Below are 17,936 nucleotides of genomic sequence, written 5' to 3'. Positions count from 1 at the left end.
CTCTCGAAATGGAAACCCGAATCGTGGTGGATACCGCTACAGCTGCGTATCACCTCAACCGCCGGCCACAAACCCTCCGCGCATGGGCTTGCTACGAGGATGGACCTATCCGCCCCAAGCGGGTCAACGGAAGGCTGGCTTGGCCCGTCGCAACGCTCCGCAGCATCCTCGGATGTGCTCCAGCAACCAACGACGACCAGTATTCCAACAGGGCCTGATTCGGGCGTCCTCTCATCATTCGCAGCCCCTCTGCATCACCATACAAAGAACACATTGAAATGAACGAAACCACCTTTGATCAGTCACTTTTCGCGGATGCCGAAACCCATCAGGTCGAGCCAGACGTGTCGTATTTCCCGCCGGATGATGAAGTTGAGGTAAGCCAAGAATCGGTTATCGACGATCTGGCCGGCGCGAAGAATGCCCTGTCGCAGTACACGCTCCAGACCGAGGACAACGAGGCCCGCAATGGACCGGATGAGTCTGCTGGCGTTGCAGAGGACGCGGCGCAGGCAGTTTTGCGGGCCCTTGGTCTCACCCCCGGCGTGTCCCTCTTCCCTCCCGACACGACCCCCGAGGAAGACGAGAAGCGTTTGCAAGATCTGCTGGACGATATGGGACTGAACGATGCAGGACCTGGGCGTTCAGTATCGCCGGTATCCAGCTCGACCATCGCTCAGGGCGAGGCCCCTGTTTCGCATGACAAGGGCGTGGATAAGGAGGATGCGGCTTCAACTGGGTCTTCCGAAGCCGATTGCGCTCCGCGGGACCTTCCGATCATCCAGGTGAAGGCAGGTGAGCTGGAAAAGACGCTCGCTTCTGCGGAGCATGTCCTGGCGGATACCGGTGACTACTATTCACGTGGCGATCGCATCGTCAGCGTCCGCTTTGATACTGCGGTGAGCAGGCATCACGTCCGCGAAATGAACGGTCAGGACCTGATGGTGGCCTTCGCTGGGCTCAGTAAATGGTCTCGTTTCGACAAACGCAAAGGCGAATGGATGGCCATCGACCCATGCCCCCGGATCTGCAGGCTTCTCGCCGAATCGTGGAAGTTCGGTCGGCTCCCGGTCCTGAACGGTATCGTCAGCCAGCCATTTCTTCGAGCCGATTCCACCGTGCTGTCCGCCCCCGGATATGACCCTCACACCCGCATTTTGGGCATGTTCGACGCTGGTGGCTTTTCCGTACCGGAACATCCCAACCGTGATGACGCAATGAGCGCACTTTCCACTCTGGACGAGCTTCTCTACGAGTGTGCTTTTGCGACCTCGGTGGATCGTTCTGCAGCTCTTTCTGCGCTGCTGACCGCCGCAGTTCGGCCAAGCCTTCCGCATGCGCCCATGTTTCACGTCATGGCCCATCAGCCCGGCTCTGGGAAGTCGTTTCTGTGCCAGTTGATCAGTGCCTTTGCAACGCCCACGCCTGGATCGCCGGTTGCCTTCCCGCGCAGCAACGATGCTTGCGACAAGCTGCTTTTGTCGCAGCTGATGAAAGCCCCCGCGGTAGTCGAATTTGACAATCTCACCACTGATTTGCGGCCGTTCGACAAGCTGTGCAGTGCGCTGACCAGCGAATACCTCGAAGGCCGCCAGCTTGGACAATCCCGGACCGTCGTAGTGCCCACTAAGACCCTGTTTCTTTCGAGCGGAAACAACGTCCGTCCGATCGACGACATGGTGCGGCGTTGTATCTGCATCCATCTGGATCCCGGCATGGAGTCACCCGCTGCGCGCGTCTACAAACGTCCCAACCTCCTCGACGAGGTTCGCCGGGACCGCATTAAGTTCATCGGCGCGGCACTGACAATCGTGCGCGCTTGGGTTTTGGCGGGTCGCCCCATTGCAACCTGCCCATCTCTCGCCAGCTACTCGGACTGGAGCAACTGGTGCCGGCAACCCCTGCTTTGGCTCGGGCAGCCTGATCCGGCAGAAAGCGTTTTCCAGGGTTTGAAGGAAGACCCCTCACAGCTGCTTTTGGGCAGGGTCCTTGCGGGCTGGCATGAGAAGCACGGTGGTGCCCCAAGGATGGTTCGCGACGTCGTCAACGCTGCGGTCCACCTCGATGAGACCGATGATTTCCGGGACGCGCTGGCTGAAGCTGCGGGTGGCAATGAAAGCATCAACGCCAGGAAGCTCGGTCACTGGCTCGCTCGTAATGAGGGCAGGATCGTGGGTCCCTATCGGCTGCGCAAAGCACCCAAGACTCGGAACGCTGAGAACTGGCAAGTCGTTGAGTCGGATGTGTCGGTATCGTCGGTTCTTCCGAGCTCCAAGTCCACTTGATGACATTGAGGAGCGAGGGTGTCCATCACCCTCTCCCATCACCATGGTCTGTGCTCGTGCCAAGACGTCGGCACTGATCCTTATGCGGTGCGAAACGCAAGCTCTTTCAGGAAGGATGCGTTCAGCACCGCATTAAAACAAATCGACTGCAAAACCAAGAGGATTGGCCCATTTAATAGCGCAAGGTTCTCCGCTCCACGGAGTCTGACTGAGTCTTCAAAAGTAGCGAGAACTACTCTAGCTGAGAGTTGTCCGTCACAGTTCTCGCTGAGCATGGCCCGTACCTACAAGACATCGAGCTAAAAGAGTCCCTTGGTGCTTGATCAAAGAACCCGCTTCCCAGGAAGTGCGCGGAAAAGCAAGTCCACAAACTACGCTTCACCACCACGGGCACGCAGCGCCTCATACAGCTGCGCAGGCCCCAGCAAGATGGCCTTGAGCCCGGCTCGCACCCGCTCGCTATCCAGCGCCTGTTTGCTCATGCTGGTGTACGCCCCGAAAGCATCGATGATCGCGTCGGTCAGCGCGCTGTCCAGGTCGGGGGAGTTATCGAACTGACCCTTGCTGTTGTTGCTGGCCTGCTGCACCAGGATGTCGGACTCCAGCAGCTTGCCTTTGACGTGGTTCACATAGACCAATCGGTCATCATCGCTGAGCTCGCCATCAAATAGGTCGTTCACCTTGGCGAGGATCTCAGACAGCAGCACTTTCTGCTTCTCCTGAACAGCTCCACCGCCGGTATCGGTCAGTGGTTGCAGCTTGTGTTCACCATCGTCGTCATGCAGAGCCAAACTACGCTTGCCCTGATCTTTGAGACGGTGGTGGGTCAATACGACCTTCGAGAGATCCACCCCTTCCCGCTCGCGGCCGAAGTCGAGAAGGGGCAGCAAGCGCTTGAAAAACATTGCGCGCTTTTCGATGGCAGTGTTTCCGTAGTCGAAAACCTGGCTCAAGAAGGCGTACACACGCACAAAGGTACCCAAGTCGCGCTTGAAGAGTTGCAGCGCCGCCAACTCATCCTTGGCCGCTTGCGTGGCCGGCCCCTCCTTGGCCGTCTGTTGTGCCTGAGCAAGCGCCAGCTGCGCAGCCTTGTATCGCTTAAGCAATCGATCAGCCACCGGCTCAATGGCAGCCACCAGCATGGCTTGCGTGGCCTTTGTGTTCATCTCGGCCAGCACTACGCGCTCGACCTCGAACTCGTCGTAATGGCCCGAGGCATCGAGCTTGGCGCGCAGGTCATACACCAGGTGCGGGTCGGTGACTCCCGCCAGCTCTGCGGTTTCGTAGTAGGTCTTGAACGCAGCCAGGATGTCCTCCGGCTCGTTCACGAAGTCGAGGATGTACGTGGTGTCCTTGAGGCCATAGGCGCCGCTGTAGGCCCGATTGAGACGGCTCAGGGTCTGCACCGCCTGGATGCCGCCCAGGCGCTTGTCCACGTACATGCCGCACAGCAGCGGCTGATCAAACCCGGTCTGGAATTTGTTGGCCACCAGCAGGATTTGGTACTCGTCGGTGGCAAATGCCTCGCGCATGTCTCGGCCCTTGAGCAAGGGGTTCAGACGGGTGCTGTTTTCAGTGACGGCTTCGTCTACCTGCTCTGGGTCATTCACCTCCCCAGAGAAGGCCACCAATGTGCCCAGCTTGTAGCCGTTGTCTTGGATGTACCGCTGAATGGCCAACTGCCATCTCACCGCCTCCTGGCGACTGCCGACCACCACCATGGCTTTAGCGCGACCATCCAGCAAGGGCTGTACGTTCTCTCGGAAGTGCTCCACCACCACCGCCACCTTCTGACTGATGTTGTAAGGATGCAAGCGCACCCAGCGCATTAGGCCCTTCATGGCCTCGCTGCGCTCGACCGCCTTCTCGTCCCATTCCTTGCCGTTGTTTGCGAGCTTGAAGGCCAACTTGTAGGGCGTGTAGTTCTTCAGCACATCGAGGATGAAGCCCTCCTCGATGGCTTGGCGCATGCTGTAGATGTGGAACGGCGCCGGTAAATTGCCCGGCCCGGCGGGCTGATCAGGCTGTGGGCGGCGGCCAAACAGCTCCAACGTCTTGGCCTTGGGCGTGGCGGTGAAGGCCACGTAGGTGATGCCCTTGTCGTTGGCCCGGGCTGCCATTTGCGCGGCCAACAAGTCTTCAGTGCTGACCTCGCCGCCGTCAGCTAGGTCTTTGAGCTCTTCGGCGCTCAGCAGCTGTTTGAGCTTGCTGGCCGCCTCGCCCGTCTGGCTGCTGTGCGCCTCGTCCGCGATCACGGCAAAGCGCTTGCCCTGGGTGGCGGCCAGCTCCTGCACGGCCTTGAGGGCGAAGGGAAAGGTCTGGATGGTGCAAACCACGATCTTCTTTCCGCCGCCCAGTGCCTCGGCCAGCTCGCCGCTCTTGCTGCCGCCTTCTCCCTTGATGGTGGCCACCACGCCCTTGGTACGCTCAAAGTCGAAGATGGCCTCCTGCAACTGCGCGTCGAGCACGTTGCGGTCGCTCACCACCAGCACGCTGTCGAACAGCTTATTGCTCCGGGCGTCGTGCAAGTCGGCCAGAAAGTGTGCAGTCCAGGCGATTGAGTTGGTCTTGCCGCTGCCCGCGCTGTGCTGGATCAGGTACTTGTGCCCCGCCCCTTCGGCCAGCACGGCCGCTTGCAGCTTGCGTGTGGCGTCGAGCTGGTGGTAGCGCGGGAATATGAATCCCGTCACCTTCTTCTTGCTGTCGCGCTGGGTGACCAGGTAACGGCCAATGATCTCCAGCCAGCTGTCGCGCTGCCACACCTGCTCCCACAGGTAGGCGGTGCGATGGCCTGCCGGATTGGCCGGATTGCCAGCGCCGCCGTGGTCACCCTGGTTGAAGGGCAGAAAGCGCGTGGCGGGGCCCTGCAGGCAGGTGGCCATCATCACCGTGCGGTTGCTCACGGCAAAGTGGACCAGCGCGCCACGGGGGAAGTCCAGCAGCGGCTCCGCAAACGGCCGGCCCTTGGGCTTGGGAATGCGGTCAAAGCGGTACTGATCCACCGCCGCGTTCATGTCCTGAGTGAAGTCAGTCTTGAGCTCCGCCGTGGCCACCGGGATACCATTCAGGAACAGCACCAGGTCGATGATGTCGTCGTGGTTGGTGCGGCACTGACGCACCACGCGCATGCGGTTGGCGGCATAGCGAACCTGCAGTTCAGGATTCATTGCCAGCGCGGGCTTGAACTGCGCCAGCTTGAGCGGGCTCTTGAGCCCCAGCAAGTCGATGCCTACACGCAGCACCTCCAGCGTGCCACGCTCGTCCAGCGCCTTGCGCAGGCGGTCCAGCAGCATGGCTTCGGCTGCCGCGCCGTGGTTCTTGACTAGCGCCTCCCAGGCTTGCGGCTGGGTCTGCTGCACCCAGGCCAGAAGGTCGGCCGGGTACAGGGCGCGGGGGGTGTCGTAGCCGCTGGCGTCGCCCTCGGTGCCTTGTTCACCATAGAGCCAGCCCTGCTGCGCAAGATGGTTGCAGATGTCGGTCTCGAACGCGATTTCGTTGTGCAGTGCCATCCCTCGCCCTCAGCAGCTTTCGTTGTTGTTAGGTGCCTATCGCTTGGCGCTTCAGGGCGTCCAAGGTTTTCCCGTCTTTGTCCTTCCAGACGTTCCAGCCATTGGCCGTCGTACCGAGCAGCGCCACCGCCGCCATGCTGGGAGATCGGAACAGGTGGTTCTTGGTGAAGACCACGGCATCGCCGTTCACACTGAGCGTGCCGTTGGCCACCAGCTTGTCCCTAAAGCTCGCGTTGCTCGTGCCTGCGATGGACTGCATGTTCTCTTTGCGTCCCACCGATCCTGCCAAGACCACGAACCCCTCTTGCGTGTACAGGCCACGGCCATCCACTCCACTGACCGTACAAAAGAGATAGTCTTGCGGTGACGTATCTTGAGGCGCCCCTGCGACAGGGTCAAACATTGGATGACCCAGGGTTGCCAACAGGGTCCGGGCCGTCTCAAAGACTTCAAGGCAATCGGCTTCCATGGGAGCGAGGGTGTGCGGGCGCGATCCCCCGTTTCCATTGAGATCCGTGTACCGCTTCACTTTCCGAATGGCTTGCAGGCTGCACCATTCCAAAAACAGGCCGTGTGTTTGGGTGAGGGATTTGGTGCGTGAGATGAGCACCAAAGCGCGTTCCCAGAACGGCTTGTCCAGATCGTGCTTGGCAAGGCGTATACGCAGATCGCCTGTCTGGCCCACGTACACATTCAGCTCTGTTCCGTCATCAGATTCGCCGACTAGGAAATACACCGCGACTTCATTGCTCTCTGGCATCTCCAAGAAGTCTGTGAGAAGCTTCCGAGGTACGTCGATAACCTGGACGATGCGCGTGGTGATTTCTGCCACGCGGATGCCTGTGGGGCTGCCGCCTGGCAGGAATATCTGGATGGTCTTGGGCGTGGTGCTCATGCGACTTCCAATGGTGCCAGCCTGCGCACGTCGATCTGGCCGGTGACGGCGGCAGAGATCAGGGCGGTGCGGCGTTCTTGCAGGAGGGTGATGGCGGTGCGGGCTTCGGCCATCAAGTTGTCGAGCTTGGTCGTCTCGCCATCAAGAAAAGTGGCTACAGCTATCTGCTCCTTCAGTAAAGGTGATGGATATTTAATTTCACCTAGCCGCGCGGCATTCAGTATTTTTAGAACATTTCCAGTCGCGGAATTTTCGAGCTCCGTCCGAGCAGCGCATGTACAAAAGTAGAAGTAACGATCACTCCCATGAAATTTTGCTGCGGTGATTTGTTGGTTGGTCGAAACGCTTTCATCAACGATACCCACTTTCCCGATCGTGCCGATGCAGCAAATGAGACTCGCGCCGGACGGAATCTGCCTAGCCAGCGCTTTTCCCTTTTCAGATAAAAACCTCGATGCTTTTGTGATTGCGCCACTTTCATCCAAATCTTCTGGTCTAACCCACGGATAACCTACTTCTTCGTAGTTCTCTTGGTCATCGGTGGGCGGAGTCATCCCTGTAGTTAGCCGCGCCAAATGCTTAAGCGATCGAACTTCCCAATGCCCCGGCACCTCCCCCAGCCACTCCACGCCCGAGTCCTTCATCGGTACGTTCGGGTTCAGCCCCTTGGTAACAGCGTGGGAGATGACAGCCTGGCGCTTTTCCTGCAGCAAGGCGATCAGCTTTTCCTGTTCGGTTATGAGCGCATCGATCTTGGCGGTTTCGCGGTCGAGGAAGCTAGCGATGGCGGCTTGTTCATCAACTGGCGGAAACGGAAAGCGAAAGTCATTGAATTGGTCCGTGGAGAGACGCCAACGACCAATCTCTGATGCTCCCTGCCCATACGCGTAAAAAACCCTCTGCCTGAAGCCATTCTGCAAAAGAGACAAAAGGTACCTCGGATCGCACTGCGTTCCTTCTCGCGCTACGAACACGCGATAGTCCGGGCTTGTCACACCAGCATAAGGAGAGATATCTACAAAGCCAGTCAGTAAATCCATGTGATTCATGGCGTAGTCACCTGGCTGGACGATTTGGTACTTGGAGTAATCCATAGAGAGCTGGCCGTCATTGCTCTCGATGTCCCTAATCCGGATACCTCGCTGAGTAATTGACAAGACCTGATGTCCGTCCTCGCCGACGATGCGCTTGCGGATTTCAAACAAATTCTTCAGTCGATGCACTTGCCAATGCGTGGGGACCTCTCCCAGCCACGCCACACCACTGTCCTTGTACTCCAGGTATTGCGGAAAGCTCATGCCGACAGCCCCTTGATCATGTCCAGGATGCGGTCGGTGGTCTGCTTGAGCTCGGCATCAATCTCGGCCAGCGGGCGCGGTGGCTTGAACACGTAGAAGTGCCGGTTAAACGGGATTTCGTAGCCCACCTTGGTCTTCTCGGCGTCGATCCAGGCGTCGGGCGCTTGGGGTAGCACTTCGCGCTTGAAATACTCGCCCACGTCTTCGGTGTAGGGCACGTTCTCGGTGTCGCGCAGGGCGCTATCGGGCTGGGGCTTGCCCTTTTGCTTGCCCTTGATACCCAGCACTACGTTACCCGCTTCATCGCGTAGCGGGCGCTCGACAGTGATGGAGTGGTAGCCAAAGGCTTCGTTGTCGAAGATGCGACTGATGGGGGTGCCGTCGTCTTCCTGCGCCTCCACAAAGTCGCCAAACAGGCGGGTGATGCGCTCGATGTGCGCGTCGCTCAGTTCCTTGCGCTTGGAGCCAAGGCTTTTGCGCATTTTCTGCCACATGCCGGATGCATCAATCAATTGCACCTTGCCTTTGCGTGCTTCGGGCTTGCGGTTGCTGATGATCCACACATAGGTGCTGATGCCGGTGTTGTAGAACATGTCGGTGGGCAGACCGACGATGGCCTCACACAGGTCGTTCTCCAGCACGTAGCGACGGATTTCGGATTCGCCCGAGCCTGCGCCGCCGGTGAACAGCGGCGAGCCGTTGAGCACGATGCCGAAGCGGCTGCCGCCCTCAGCCGCCGGGCGCATCTTGCTCAGCAGGTGTAGCAAGAACAGCATGGAGCCGTCCGACACGCGGGGCAGGCCCGGGCCAAAGCGACCGTTGTAGCCTTGCTGCTCGTGCTCTTTGCGCACTTCTTTTTCGACCTTTTTCCACTCCACGCCAAACGGTGGGTTGGACAGCATGTAGTCGAACTTCTTTTGCGCGTGGCCATCGTCGCTCAGGGTGTTGCCAAAGGCAATATTGGCCACGTCCTGGCCCTTGATCAGCATGTCTGCCTTGCAGATGGCGTAGGACTCGGGGTTGAGTTCCTGGCCAAAAACCGTCAGGCGCGCCTGGGGGTTGTGCTCGGCTAGGTATTCGCCTGCCACACTGAGCATGCCGCCCGTACCCGCCGTGGGATCGTAAATGGTGCGCACCACGCCGGGCTTGCTCAGGATGTCGTCATCCTCAATGAAGATGAGGTTGACCATCAGCCGGATAACTTCACGCGGGGTGAAGTGCTCCCCGGCGGTCTCGTTGCTGATTTCAGCGAACTTGCGGATCAGCTCTTCAAACACCAAGCCCATCTGCATGTTGCTGACCACCTCAGGGTGAAGGTCGATCTGGGTGAACTTCTCGGCGACTTGATACAGCAGCCCTGCCTTGGCCAGGCGCTCGACCTGAGTGTGGAACTCAAAGCGCTCGAACACATCGCGCACGGCGGGCGAGAACGCCTGCACGTAGCTGAACAAGTTCTGCGCGATGTGGTCGGGGTCACCAAGCAACTTCTGAAGATCCAGAGGCGAGGTGTTGAAGAAGCTCTGCCCGGCTTTGCGCAAGAGGAAAGGTTCAGGATTGATGCCTAGCTTTTCCTTGTCAACCAGCTCCGCCAGCACTGCGGACTTGGTGGCCTCCAGCACACAGTCAAGACGGCGCAATACCGTGAAAGGGAGGATGACCTTGCCGTAGTCAGATTGTTTGTAGTCGCCGCGCAGAAGATCGGCGACAGACCAGATGAAAGCGGACAGGGTTTGTTGGTTCATTCGAGAGCGATGCTGACAATTCTTTACCGGGGGCAGTATGCCAGCGCGACCGAGTCAAATAACCACCGCACGCGCGCGTTTCGCTCTCAGATTCCGCCCTATGGTCCAACTTCTGAGATCTCTAATGAATGCAGTCGGTCACACGTTGCAGACCGCGATTCTTGGGGGGTTGATGGAACACGAAACTGCGCCACAGTGGTTGGCCGATCAGCATGTATTGGCAAGCGGGGCAGACGCGGACCTGGTTGGCACTCAGGGCGACTGCGCTGCACCCCGGTCAAATGATGCTCCAAGGGTGTGCCATCGTCACTTTGGGGGGGGAATGACGTGGAGAGGCAACGGTGGTTGAGGGAGAAAACACTACTCGGCGACAAATGTCACCATTGCATCGCATCCTGGAATGGGGTATCGAGGGCTGCACTGCCACCGCTGAACTACGCCTGTCAACGTTGAACTATGCCCCCCAGTTTTTCGGTGTTGAAGCGCACCCGGACCGGGGTTTTTGGGGCGAAAACGCCTTTGAGCGCTATGAATGTCACCGTTGAACTATGCGTGTCGCTGTCGGAGGGCGTCCAGGATCGAGTTCGGAGGGTAGAAATGTCACCGTTGAACTACGCCACTCAGAGTTGGAACGCTCCCTGGACTCACACTGGAGGTACCAGCGTCACCGTTGGACTATGCCTGGCAACGCCGAAGCGCGCCGAGAGTGAGAGCTTCACGGAGCGACCATGACCTTTGCTCCCCTATGTCGTAGTGCGTCCGGGCGAGGCCCTTCATGCCGTTTTTCCTGGCTCCTCCAGGAGCATCCTTATAGGGCCACCGAACAGACCACCTGCATCAATCGTCGTTCTCACGGCGCCGAGCCACATCCTGCATTTCAGGCTCCGCGCCACCAAGGGCTGCCAATCTCTTTGCACTCTTGACCCGAACGAAGGTCTTGAGGGCCTCACTCAACAGGTCATCCCGCTCCATTGAAGGCTCGGCTAACTCCAAGGCCCTTTCATAGAGGGCGTCATCGATGGTCACCGTGATCTGCATTCGTCCCTCGATCCGTTGAAACAAGCATTACTCAGAAGCCTACAGCGTTTTGGTCATAGAGGTAAGGCAACCATCGCGCTCCGATCTACCGGCCTGTGAGTGAACAGTTCAATTTTGGGCAAGCGGATCAGCGCCTCGGCCTGCTCGATAGTGCCGCGCAGCCAGGCATCCCAATCTCCCTTTTCCAGTGGCACCACCGTGCGCTTGTCCTGCATGTCCGGCGCGCGCTTGGGATCCGGCCGATGCATCAGGCTGAGCACCGGCACGTCGTCGCAGTTCTGCGTGATCATGGCGTAGCTGAGCACTACCTCGCCCGTGGCCGGGTCGGTCCACTCGCTCCACAAGCCCGCCAGACCCCAAGGCTCGCCATCGGCGCGCTCGAACTGCCAGGGGATGTGCTTACCGGTACCCCAGTAGGGCTCGACATACAACTGGGCGGGGATGATGCAGCGCTGTCCCTTGCGCCAAGGGCCGCCGTAGGTCCATGACTTGGCCATACCCTCGCGCCGGGCGTTGACGGTGCCCAGGCGCTTGCCGTCCTTGCCGGTGGGGATGTGTGTCTTGGAGTTTGGCGGAATCATGCCCCGCTGCCCTACCACCAGCTCGCGCACTGCCTCGCCCTTGGCCCGCAGGAACGGTCCCCGGTAAAGCGGGCTCATCTTGTCGCGCCACTCTTCCTCGGGCACATCACCGAAGTGCAGCACCAGCTGCTCACGGCCCGGGACCTCGTAATAGGTACACATGGCAACATTCTGGCAGCAGGGAGCTATACTGTAAATATGTACAGTTTTTGGAGTTCCCCGCTACCCGTGCCATACGACACGGCGGCGCAGTCGCTGGCCTTGCCCCTGTGCGGGGTGAGCGTGCGCGCGGGGTTTCCATCCCCAGCTGACGACTTCGTGGTGGAGCGGCTGGACATCATGAAGCTGCTGGTGAAGCACCCCCAGGCCACCTACTTCTGGCGCGTGCGGGGCGACTCAATGCGCGACGCTGGTATTGAAGACGGCAGCATCATCGCTGTGGACCGGGCGATCAAGCCGAAGCACAACAGCATCGTGGTGGCCATTGTGGACGGCGAATGCACCGTGAAGTATCTGCACCAGCGCGCCGGTCGGATCAAGCTGCGCGCGGCCAACCCCACCTATCCCGACATCATTCCCCGCGACAGCCAGACCATTGAGGTGTGGGGCGTGGTGAGTGGGTGCGTGAAGCTATTTCTCACCTGATCTGATGGATGGAGGCCAGCATGTATGCGCTGGTGGATGGCAACAATTTTTACGTGAGCTGCGAGCGGGTGTTCCGCCCCAGCCTGAACGGCCGCCCGGTGGTGGTGTTGAGCAACAACGATGGCTGCGCCATCGCCCGCAGTAATGAGGCCAAGGCCCTGGGCATCAAGATGGGGGCGCCGTGGTTCCAGATACGGCACATGGAAGAGACCCACGGCCTGGTGGCCTTGAGCGCCAACTTCACCCTGTACGGCGACATGAGCAACCGGATGATGAGCCTGGCGGCGGGTCTGGGGCCTTCACAAGAGATCTACAGCATCGATGAGTCGTTCATCGGCTTGCAGGGGATGCGGGGCGATCTGATCACACGCAGCCACGCCATCCGCGCCCGCATCCACCAGTGGGCGGGCATTCCTTGCGGTATCGGCATTGGTAACACCAAGACGCTGGCGAAGCTGGCCAACCACATCGCCAAGACGGCCGAGCGCAAGCCCGGCAGCTACCCGGCTGAGCTGGCCCAGGTGTGCAACCTGACCGCCCTGCCCGCTCAAGACCTGGATGATGTACTGGCCAGCACGCTGGTGGAAGAAGTCTGGGGCGTGGGCCGCAAGATAGCGGCGCAGCTGCATGAAGGTAGCGTGCATACCGCGCTGGACTTGGCGCGGCTGGACCCCGCCACCGTGCGCAGGCGCTGGAGCGTGGTGCTGGAACGCACGGTACGTGAGCTGCAGGGCATGCAGTGCATTGACCTGGACGACGCGCCCGCGCCCAAAAAGGAGATTGCCTGCACCCGGTCGTTCGGCCAGGCGGTGACCGAGCTGCCGCCGCTGGTGGAGGCCGTGAGCGAATTTGCCAGCCGTGCGGCCGAGAAGCTGCGCAAACAAGGCAGCCTGGCCAGCCAGTTGCTGGTGTTCTGCCACACCTCGCCCTTCCGCCCCGGCCCTCGCTTCAACAAGTCCGTGGTGGTGCCCCTGCGCCGGCCTACGGCCGACACCGGCAAGCTGGTGTGGGCGGCCACAGCCGGCATGCGCCGCATGTACGAGCCGGGCTACAAGATGGCCAAGGCCGGGGTGATGCTGCTGGACCTGGTGCCGGGCAATGTGCTGCAGGGTGAGCTGGATCTTGAGGATGAACACCACCGGGACCGCACCCAACTGATGGCAGCGCTGGATGCCCTCAACCAGCGCTATGGCAAGGGTACTGTGCATTCAGGCGCCACGGGGGGCACCAGCCGGGGTAAGGACTGGGGGATGAAGCAGGAGAGGCGCACGCCGCAGTACACGACGCGTTGGGAGGATGTGCCGGTGGCGAGGGCGTAGGAATGCGAAAGCTGCGGCGCTACGGGTCGGCTCTGCAGCCGTGCCGACCGTGTCGTTGCTGGTCTTCTGGAATGGACACGGGCTAAACGCGGATCTTCACCTTCTCCACTGTCAGTGCCAGAGGCATCAACATACCGAAGCACAGTCGCCGCTCAACCTATGGTGGCGCTGAACGCATTTTTTCTGGCTTGTTGATTGTTTGCACTCATTCTTGCCGCTTCAGACCGGGAAATCCACGCACAGTTCGCAGGTTCAAAACCTCGAGATTTATCTAGCCTCACAAATGCCATCGTCTCTGACGGGGGTTGACCGACGTCAGCCAGAAAAGCCTGAAAGTCTCTCCACGCCCAATGCACGGCAAGTCCCGGGATGAAATCGCGACTCTTAGGATTCGTTGTGCAGTGAACCACCTGAGACCACGCCTTGTAAGCTTTGGTCTTGGAGATCGCGTGACCAGGCTTTGATGGAGCCCTTACGTCAATACGGCCGCTTCGGATTCGGCCCTTAGCCGCTTCAAATGAAATCCCGCGTGTCCTTGCAACATATTCGGCCGCGGCTCGCACGCTGTCGAAACGAATGCCGTCTACGACAACAGCGCGCCCGTGAGCACCACCACTACCACCACCCGGTGAAATATTGAACCCCGCTGGCGCTAGGGAGGAAAGCTTGTTGATCCAGTAGCGCTCCTTGCCTTCTAGATCGCTTTTACAGACTCCTTGGTCAATCTGCTGAATTTTGAAACTTTCTGGACCATATTCACGGATCGCGGCGTGCAGCGATTCGTAATTCTTGATCTGGTTCATATAGGCTTGTTCAACATGCCTGCGCCAACGCTCCACAATCTGAACTATCGTCAAACCGACATACTTCCTCCCAGAGGCGATGTGCTCGACCAAATAGATGATCCCATTCGCGTAGCCTGGATTGGGTATCTTGGCAAATGCCTCGTCTGGCGACATACCGGCTTCGATCCAGCGAGCTATGGTTGCACTGGAAGCCACGGGATCGAGAGCCCTGACAGCAGCCTCAAGATTGGGGTACTCGATACCACCAACTGTGACGGGGTTGACTTTGCGCTCTCCACGCAAATAAGCGCCCGTAAAGACTTGCGCATCCGCCATTCCGGCTTGTCGCCGCTTGAGCGCGCGGTGATAGTCAACGCCCAACTCAATGCATCGAGCTTTAAACGAGGCTTGGTGCTTCTTTGCCTGTGAGCACTTCGGACATTGACCTCCTCGAAGATGGTTGGTTGCCAACTGCAAGAACGGACCATGAAGACGGCAGATGATTTCGATACTTTGCGCGGCACCTCTATAGTCAACTTGACTGTAATCGTACGAATCCCCATGAACGGACTTGGCTCGCGCGACAAAATCCTTCTGCAGGGCAGCCGGGGTTTTGTAGGTGCCAATGGTTGACTTGCCGCCAAGCAGCTTTGAAGAACGGCACTCAGGACAGCCGGTATGCCCCGCGACATGGGCGCTTGCTGTCTGTTCAGAAACCAGTCCATGAACCAGACAGCGAATCCGGACTTTGTCCTGAAGCCTGACGTCAGAAGGGACCAGGCCGTAGTCATATCGTCCGTCAGGGTGTGCTTTTTCTGCGCGGAGGATGAAGTCAGCTAGCTTTTTCCTGTTGCCATCGAAATAGCAATGCCGGCAGCCAACCCCGTTCTTATGGTGGCCAGGCGCCACATCGAAGGCACCGTGGACAGGGCAGATCACTTTGATGAGTTCATGGCCCCCTCGGTATGTAACCAACCTGTAGTCGTACCTACCACCATGGACCTGCCTAAATTGGGCGAGTACTTCATTCTGAGTCAATTTTTTTGGCATTGTCGCGATCAACTGCTGAGAATCAGTCTTCATAAGGCGAAACGACGCCGAGGCGGACTGCGCGAAGCGATAAATCCCCCGGGGTGAGATGGCTCGTGAGGGAAAGTCTTGGCGCATGTTTCCTGGCGATGTCCCATTCATGGAGACCATCTATCCAATGCGTAGCTGGCTGCAAGCGGGATGTTCTGAGCCCACTATCAGGATCAGCAACATTTCACTCGCTTCCGATACCCAATGGATTACATGCATTCACGTTACCCCATCTGCAGATCTCTGTAAGCAACGGAAAATCCCTACGGGGACTGAGCGGTCCCCCGTAAAGGGGCATGTAAATGGTGCTCCAATCAGGCTCCGTTTTGTTCTACTCGATTGCGCACTCTGTGAATCGTTTGTTCTCTTGGCCAGGCCGCGCGCGCCTGGCAGCAGTGCTGGCACTGTCTCTCGCCAGCATTGCTCTCCCGAATCCTTCCTGGGCACGTTCTCCGCAGTTCGACAGTGCGGCCCTGCTCACTCCCGAGCCCACTTCGTTTGCGCAGTGTCCGCAGTTCTTTGCGAATGGCACACCACCCGCCATTACGCCCCGGCCGCAGTTGCGCGAGCTTTGCTATGAAGCCTTTGCGGTGCTGCACTCCGGAACCACCAAGACCCCGGTGTTTGTGGCCCAGCGCCTGAACCGCAGGCTCATCGAGGATGCTGACGAGAAGCGGGCCAAGCGGTTCTTTGCAGATGCGCGCTTGCCCAGTGGCGAGCGGGCGGAGCTGGAGGACTACAAGCACTCGGGCTACAGCCGTGGGCACATGGCGCCGGCGGGAGACATGCCGACGCCGACGGCCATGGCGCAAAGCTTCAGTCTGGCGAACATGGTCCCGCAAAACGCCCAGCACAACGGAGGCGCCTGGAACAAGATCGAGCAGGACACGCGGCACTATGTGAAGCGGGCCGAGGGGGATGTGTTCGTGATCACTGGGCCGGTGTTCACGGATGCGGGGCCGCGCATTGGCGCCAATGGGGTGAAGGTGCCGACCTATCTGTACAAGCTCGTGTACGACGCCACGACCAACAAGGCCTGGGCGCACTGGCAGGAGAACCGTGAGGGTGAGATTGCAAACCGCCCGATCACCTATCAGGAGCTGAGAAAGAGAACGGGAGTGGAGTTTCTGCCCGGAGTGACGGCTCAGCCCTGATGGTCTTATTCACATGTCCTATGCCGGCGGCACAGCGGAGCGACTCATCAGTACATCAATCCGCAGGCGACGATGCAATGTCGATCAATAGCCGCGGGATTGACAGCTGACCGAATCCTCAAGGCGCGACAGACTGTTTCCAGGCTGGGAAGAGCCATTCGCCGTGGGGTGGTACGAACGGCGGCGGCCATCATCATTGCTGATTCGACGGAAGGCTGCCCCATGACCGCTGTGTTGTCGAGACCCGACACTAGACATCGCACAACCGCTGGCAGATCTCGAACAACCGGTCGGACGCGGCACCAACTGGCGTTGTCGGCCCACAGCAGTCCTCAATCTCGCAGGACAACACGCGCTCTCTCAGCCGACCAGCACTGGCAGCGAATGGTCGTGCTACATTGCATTCGAACTGGACGCGCTCGAAAGACCTTTCCTCACGTGGCTGATCGCCGGCAACCCCGAGGACATCAGACTGCCCGATGAACGCTTCCAGCGCCTAATCGTCCGTGTTCGGCATAGACGCAATGTCGCCGCAGGCGATCTGATGCACTCCACCGAATTCACGCGCGATAGGAGCCCTGGAGCTACGCAATGACGATATCGGACAACACAATCCTGCCACAGCGCGTGGGCGGCGCGTCGATCAACATCGAAGACGAACTCGTCACCTACATGCGTTCGCTGGCCGGGACGTCCGATCGCAAGATCGAATCAGTCCTTTCCTGGTATGGGCTGCGAGGCGGAAAACGGCTAACGCTTGAAGAGATCGGCGATCAGTTGGGCGTCACTCGCGCGCGGGCGCAGCAGGTGATCAATAGCGCGTTTCGAACGACAATCGTCGCAAAGCCATTGCCTGTGCTCGCTGCTGTCTCGCAACTGTTAGACGAGCAGCAGTGCATTCGTGGCGATGAGTTGCTGCGATTACTGTCGGCCAACGGAATCACCTGGCCCGGAAGCATGGATGGCCTGCTGGTACTGTTGCATGAGGCGAATCTTTGCACAGGGCTTGGCTTGTACACGCCGACTTTCCAGAACACCACTCGCGGCGTCGTAGCTGAGCCTGCCTCACTGTACCTGGGCCGAGAGCGATTCGTCGAGACGCTGAGGCGATGCTTCAAGGAGGCCTCCGATCAGCCGGGGCAACTTGGTATCGCCAACTTAAGGGAGCTTGTCGCCCGCAGCAATTGGCCGCCTGATATCGAGCGCGTCGTGCGCGGCGCCATCAAAGCCTCGGGGGTCACCTGGTTCGATGAGAAGGGCGAAGACTTCTGGTATGTCTTCGAGACCCGCTCCAACACGCTGTTCGGCCTGTTGGCCAAGGTGTTCGCGGTGATTGGTGCGGCCGAGATCTCACAGCTTGGACCTGTGCTGTCCAATGCTCTTCGCAAGCGCACGCAGGCCTATGAATATCCGAGTGTGACAGTTATCGAGTCGTACCTGCGCAACTCCGTTTATTTGATCCGACACGAGGAGATTGTGACCTGGGCCGGACGCGAGGAACAGGACGGCACAAGCCATCAGTTGTCGCCTGTTGACGCCGACCGAAAACTGAGCCACTTTTTGGTGTGATGCCGACCTAAAACTGAGCCAGGTGTTTTACCTACC

The 17,936-nt window shown here is 59.3% G+C and carries 12 protein-coding genes; 5 read left to right on the top strand and 7 right to left on the bottom strand.

Features of this window, described 5'->3' with window-relative positions:
• The first annotated feature begins 278 nt into the window (after positions 1-278).
• Positions 279-2,285 carry a hypothetical protein gene (locus AC1Q64_RS18890; RefSeq protein WP_492252409.1) on the top strand — a complete coding sequence of 669 codons (2,007 nt, stop codon included), beginning with the start codon at positions 279-281 and terminating at the stop codon, positions 2,283-2,285.
• 371 nt (positions 2,286-2,656) lie between these two features.
• On the opposite strand, the gene AC1Q64_RS18885 is transcribed toward AC1Q64_RS18890, so the two are convergent.
• From AC1Q64_RS18885 to AC1Q64_RS18860, 6 genes are all read right to left on the bottom strand, one after another.
• On the bottom strand, positions 2,657-5,794 hold the full coding sequence (locus AC1Q64_RS18885; RefSeq protein ID WP_492252408.1) for a type I restriction endonuclease subunit R: 3,138 nt from the start codon (positions 5,792-5,794) through the stop codon (positions 2,657-2,659).
• A 28-nt stretch (positions 5,795-5,822) separates the two neighbouring features.
• Complete coding sequence (locus AC1Q64_RS18880; RefSeq protein ID WP_492252407.1) at positions 5,823-6,689, bottom strand: GIY-YIG nuclease family protein; 867 nt, start codon at positions 6,687-6,689, stop codon at positions 5,823-5,825.
• Positions 6,686-7,987, bottom strand: coding sequence for a restriction endonuclease subunit S (locus AC1Q64_RS18875; RefSeq protein ID WP_492252406.1), 1,302 nt, complete (start codon positions 7,985-7,987; stop codon positions 6,686-6,688). Before AC1Q64_RS18875 ends, AC1Q64_RS18880 begins: the two co-directional genes overlap by 4 nt.
• Positions 7,984-9,729, bottom strand: a complete 1,746-nt coding sequence (locus AC1Q64_RS18870) for a type I restriction-modification system subunit M (protein ID WP_492252405.1) — start codon at positions 9,727-9,729, stop codon at positions 7,984-7,986. The genes AC1Q64_RS18875 and AC1Q64_RS18870 overlap by 4 nt, the downstream gene beginning before the upstream one ends.
• Before the next feature lie 837 nt (positions 9,730-10,566).
• Complete coding sequence (locus tag AC1Q64_RS18865) at positions 10,567-10,767, bottom strand: type II toxin-antitoxin system VapB family antitoxin (protein ID WP_492252404.1); 201 nt, start codon at positions 10,765-10,767, stop codon at positions 10,567-10,569.
• A gap of 53 nt (positions 10,768-10,820) precedes the next feature.
• On the bottom strand, positions 10,821-11,510 hold the full coding sequence (locus AC1Q64_RS18860) for an SOS response-associated peptidase (RefSeq protein ID WP_492252403.1): 690 nt from the start codon (positions 11,508-11,510) through the stop codon (positions 10,821-10,823).
• A 36-nt stretch (positions 11,511-11,546) separates the two neighbouring features.
• Here AC1Q64_RS18860 and AC1Q64_RS18855 point away from each other — a divergent pair, with 36 nt between their 5' ends.
• Both AC1Q64_RS18855 and AC1Q64_RS18850 read left to right on the top strand, forming a co-directional pair.
• Complete coding sequence (locus AC1Q64_RS18855) at positions 11,547-11,993, top strand: LexA family protein (protein ID WP_492252402.1); 447 nt, start codon at positions 11,547-11,549, stop codon at positions 11,991-11,993.
• A 20-nt stretch (positions 11,994-12,013) separates the two neighbouring features.
• Positions 12,014-13,312: a Y-family DNA polymerase gene (locus AC1Q64_RS18850; protein ID WP_492252504.1), complete on the top strand. Its 1,299-nt coding sequence runs from the start codon at positions 12,014-12,016 to the stop codon at positions 13,310-13,312.
• Between the two features lie 152 nt (positions 13,313-13,464).
• On the opposite strand, the gene AC1Q64_RS18845 is transcribed toward AC1Q64_RS18850, so the two are convergent.
• Positions 13,465-15,180 (bottom strand): GIY-YIG nuclease family protein, encoded by a 1,716-nt coding sequence (locus AC1Q64_RS18845; RefSeq protein ID WP_492252401.1) that lies wholly within the window; start codon positions 15,178-15,180, stop codon positions 13,465-13,467.
• 347 nt (positions 15,181-15,527) lie between these two features.
• Here AC1Q64_RS18845 and AC1Q64_RS18840 point away from each other — a divergent pair, with 347 nt between their 5' ends.
• Both AC1Q64_RS18840 and AC1Q64_RS18835 read left to right on the top strand, forming a co-directional pair.
• Positions 15,528-16,331, top strand: a complete 804-nt coding sequence (locus tag AC1Q64_RS18840) for a DNA/RNA non-specific endonuclease (protein WP_492252400.1) — start codon at positions 15,528-15,530, stop codon at positions 16,329-16,331.
• 591 nt (positions 16,332-16,922) lie between these two features.
• Positions 16,923-17,900, top strand: a complete 978-nt coding sequence (locus AC1Q64_RS18835; protein WP_492252399.1) for a hypothetical protein — start codon at positions 16,923-16,925, stop codon at positions 17,898-17,900.
• Positions 17,901-17,936 lie beyond the last annotated feature (36 nt).

It is taken from the genome of Acidovorax sp. GW835-FHT14G06 (assembly GCF_058793595.1).
Note: the sequence above shows the minus strand (reverse complement) of the source record. Positions and strands in the feature narration are given on the sequence as shown.

Excerpts from the sequence above, each read along its gene's own strand:
- AC1Q64_RS18865 (WP_492252404.1), bottom strand. The coding sequence starts at position 10,767 with ATGCAGATCACGGTGACCATCGATGACGCCCTCTATGAAAGGGCCTTG.
- AC1Q64_RS18875 (WP_492252406.1), bottom strand. The coding sequence starts at position 7,987 with ATGAGCTTTCCGCAATACCTGGAGTACAAGGACAGTGGTGTGGCGTGG.
- AC1Q64_RS18835 (WP_492252399.1), top strand. The coding sequence starts at position 16,923 with ATGACGATATCGGACAACACAATCCTGCCACAGCGCGTGGGCGGCGCG.
- AC1Q64_RS18880 (WP_492252407.1), bottom strand. The coding sequence starts at position 6,689 with ATGAGCACCACGCCCAAGACCATCCAGATATTCCTGCCAGGCGGCAGC.
- AC1Q64_RS18890 (WP_492252409.1), top strand. The coding sequence starts at position 279 with ATGAACGAAACCACCTTTGATCAGTCACTTTTCGCGGATGCCGAAACC.
- AC1Q64_RS18845 (WP_492252401.1), bottom strand. The coding sequence starts at position 15,180 with ATGAAGACTGATTCTCAGCAGTTGATCGCGACAATGCCAAAAAAATTG.
- AC1Q64_RS18885 (WP_492252408.1), bottom strand. The coding sequence starts at position 5,794 with ATGGCACTGCACAACGAAATCGCGTTCGAGACCGACATCTGCAACCAT.
- AC1Q64_RS18870 (WP_492252405.1), bottom strand. The coding sequence starts at position 9,729 with ATGAACCAACAAACCCTGTCCGCTTTCATCTGGTCTGTCGCCGATCTT.
- AC1Q64_RS18855 (WP_492252402.1), top strand. The coding sequence starts at position 11,547 with ATGTACAGTTTTTGGAGTTCCCCGCTACCCGTGCCATACGACACGGCG.
- AC1Q64_RS18860 (WP_492252403.1), bottom strand. The coding sequence starts at position 11,510 with ATGTGTACCTATTACGAGGTCCCGGGCCGTGAGCAGCTGGTGCTGCAC.
- AC1Q64_RS18850 (WP_492252504.1), top strand. The coding sequence starts at position 12,014 with ATGTATGCGCTGGTGGATGGCAACAATTTTTACGTGAGCTGCGAGCGG.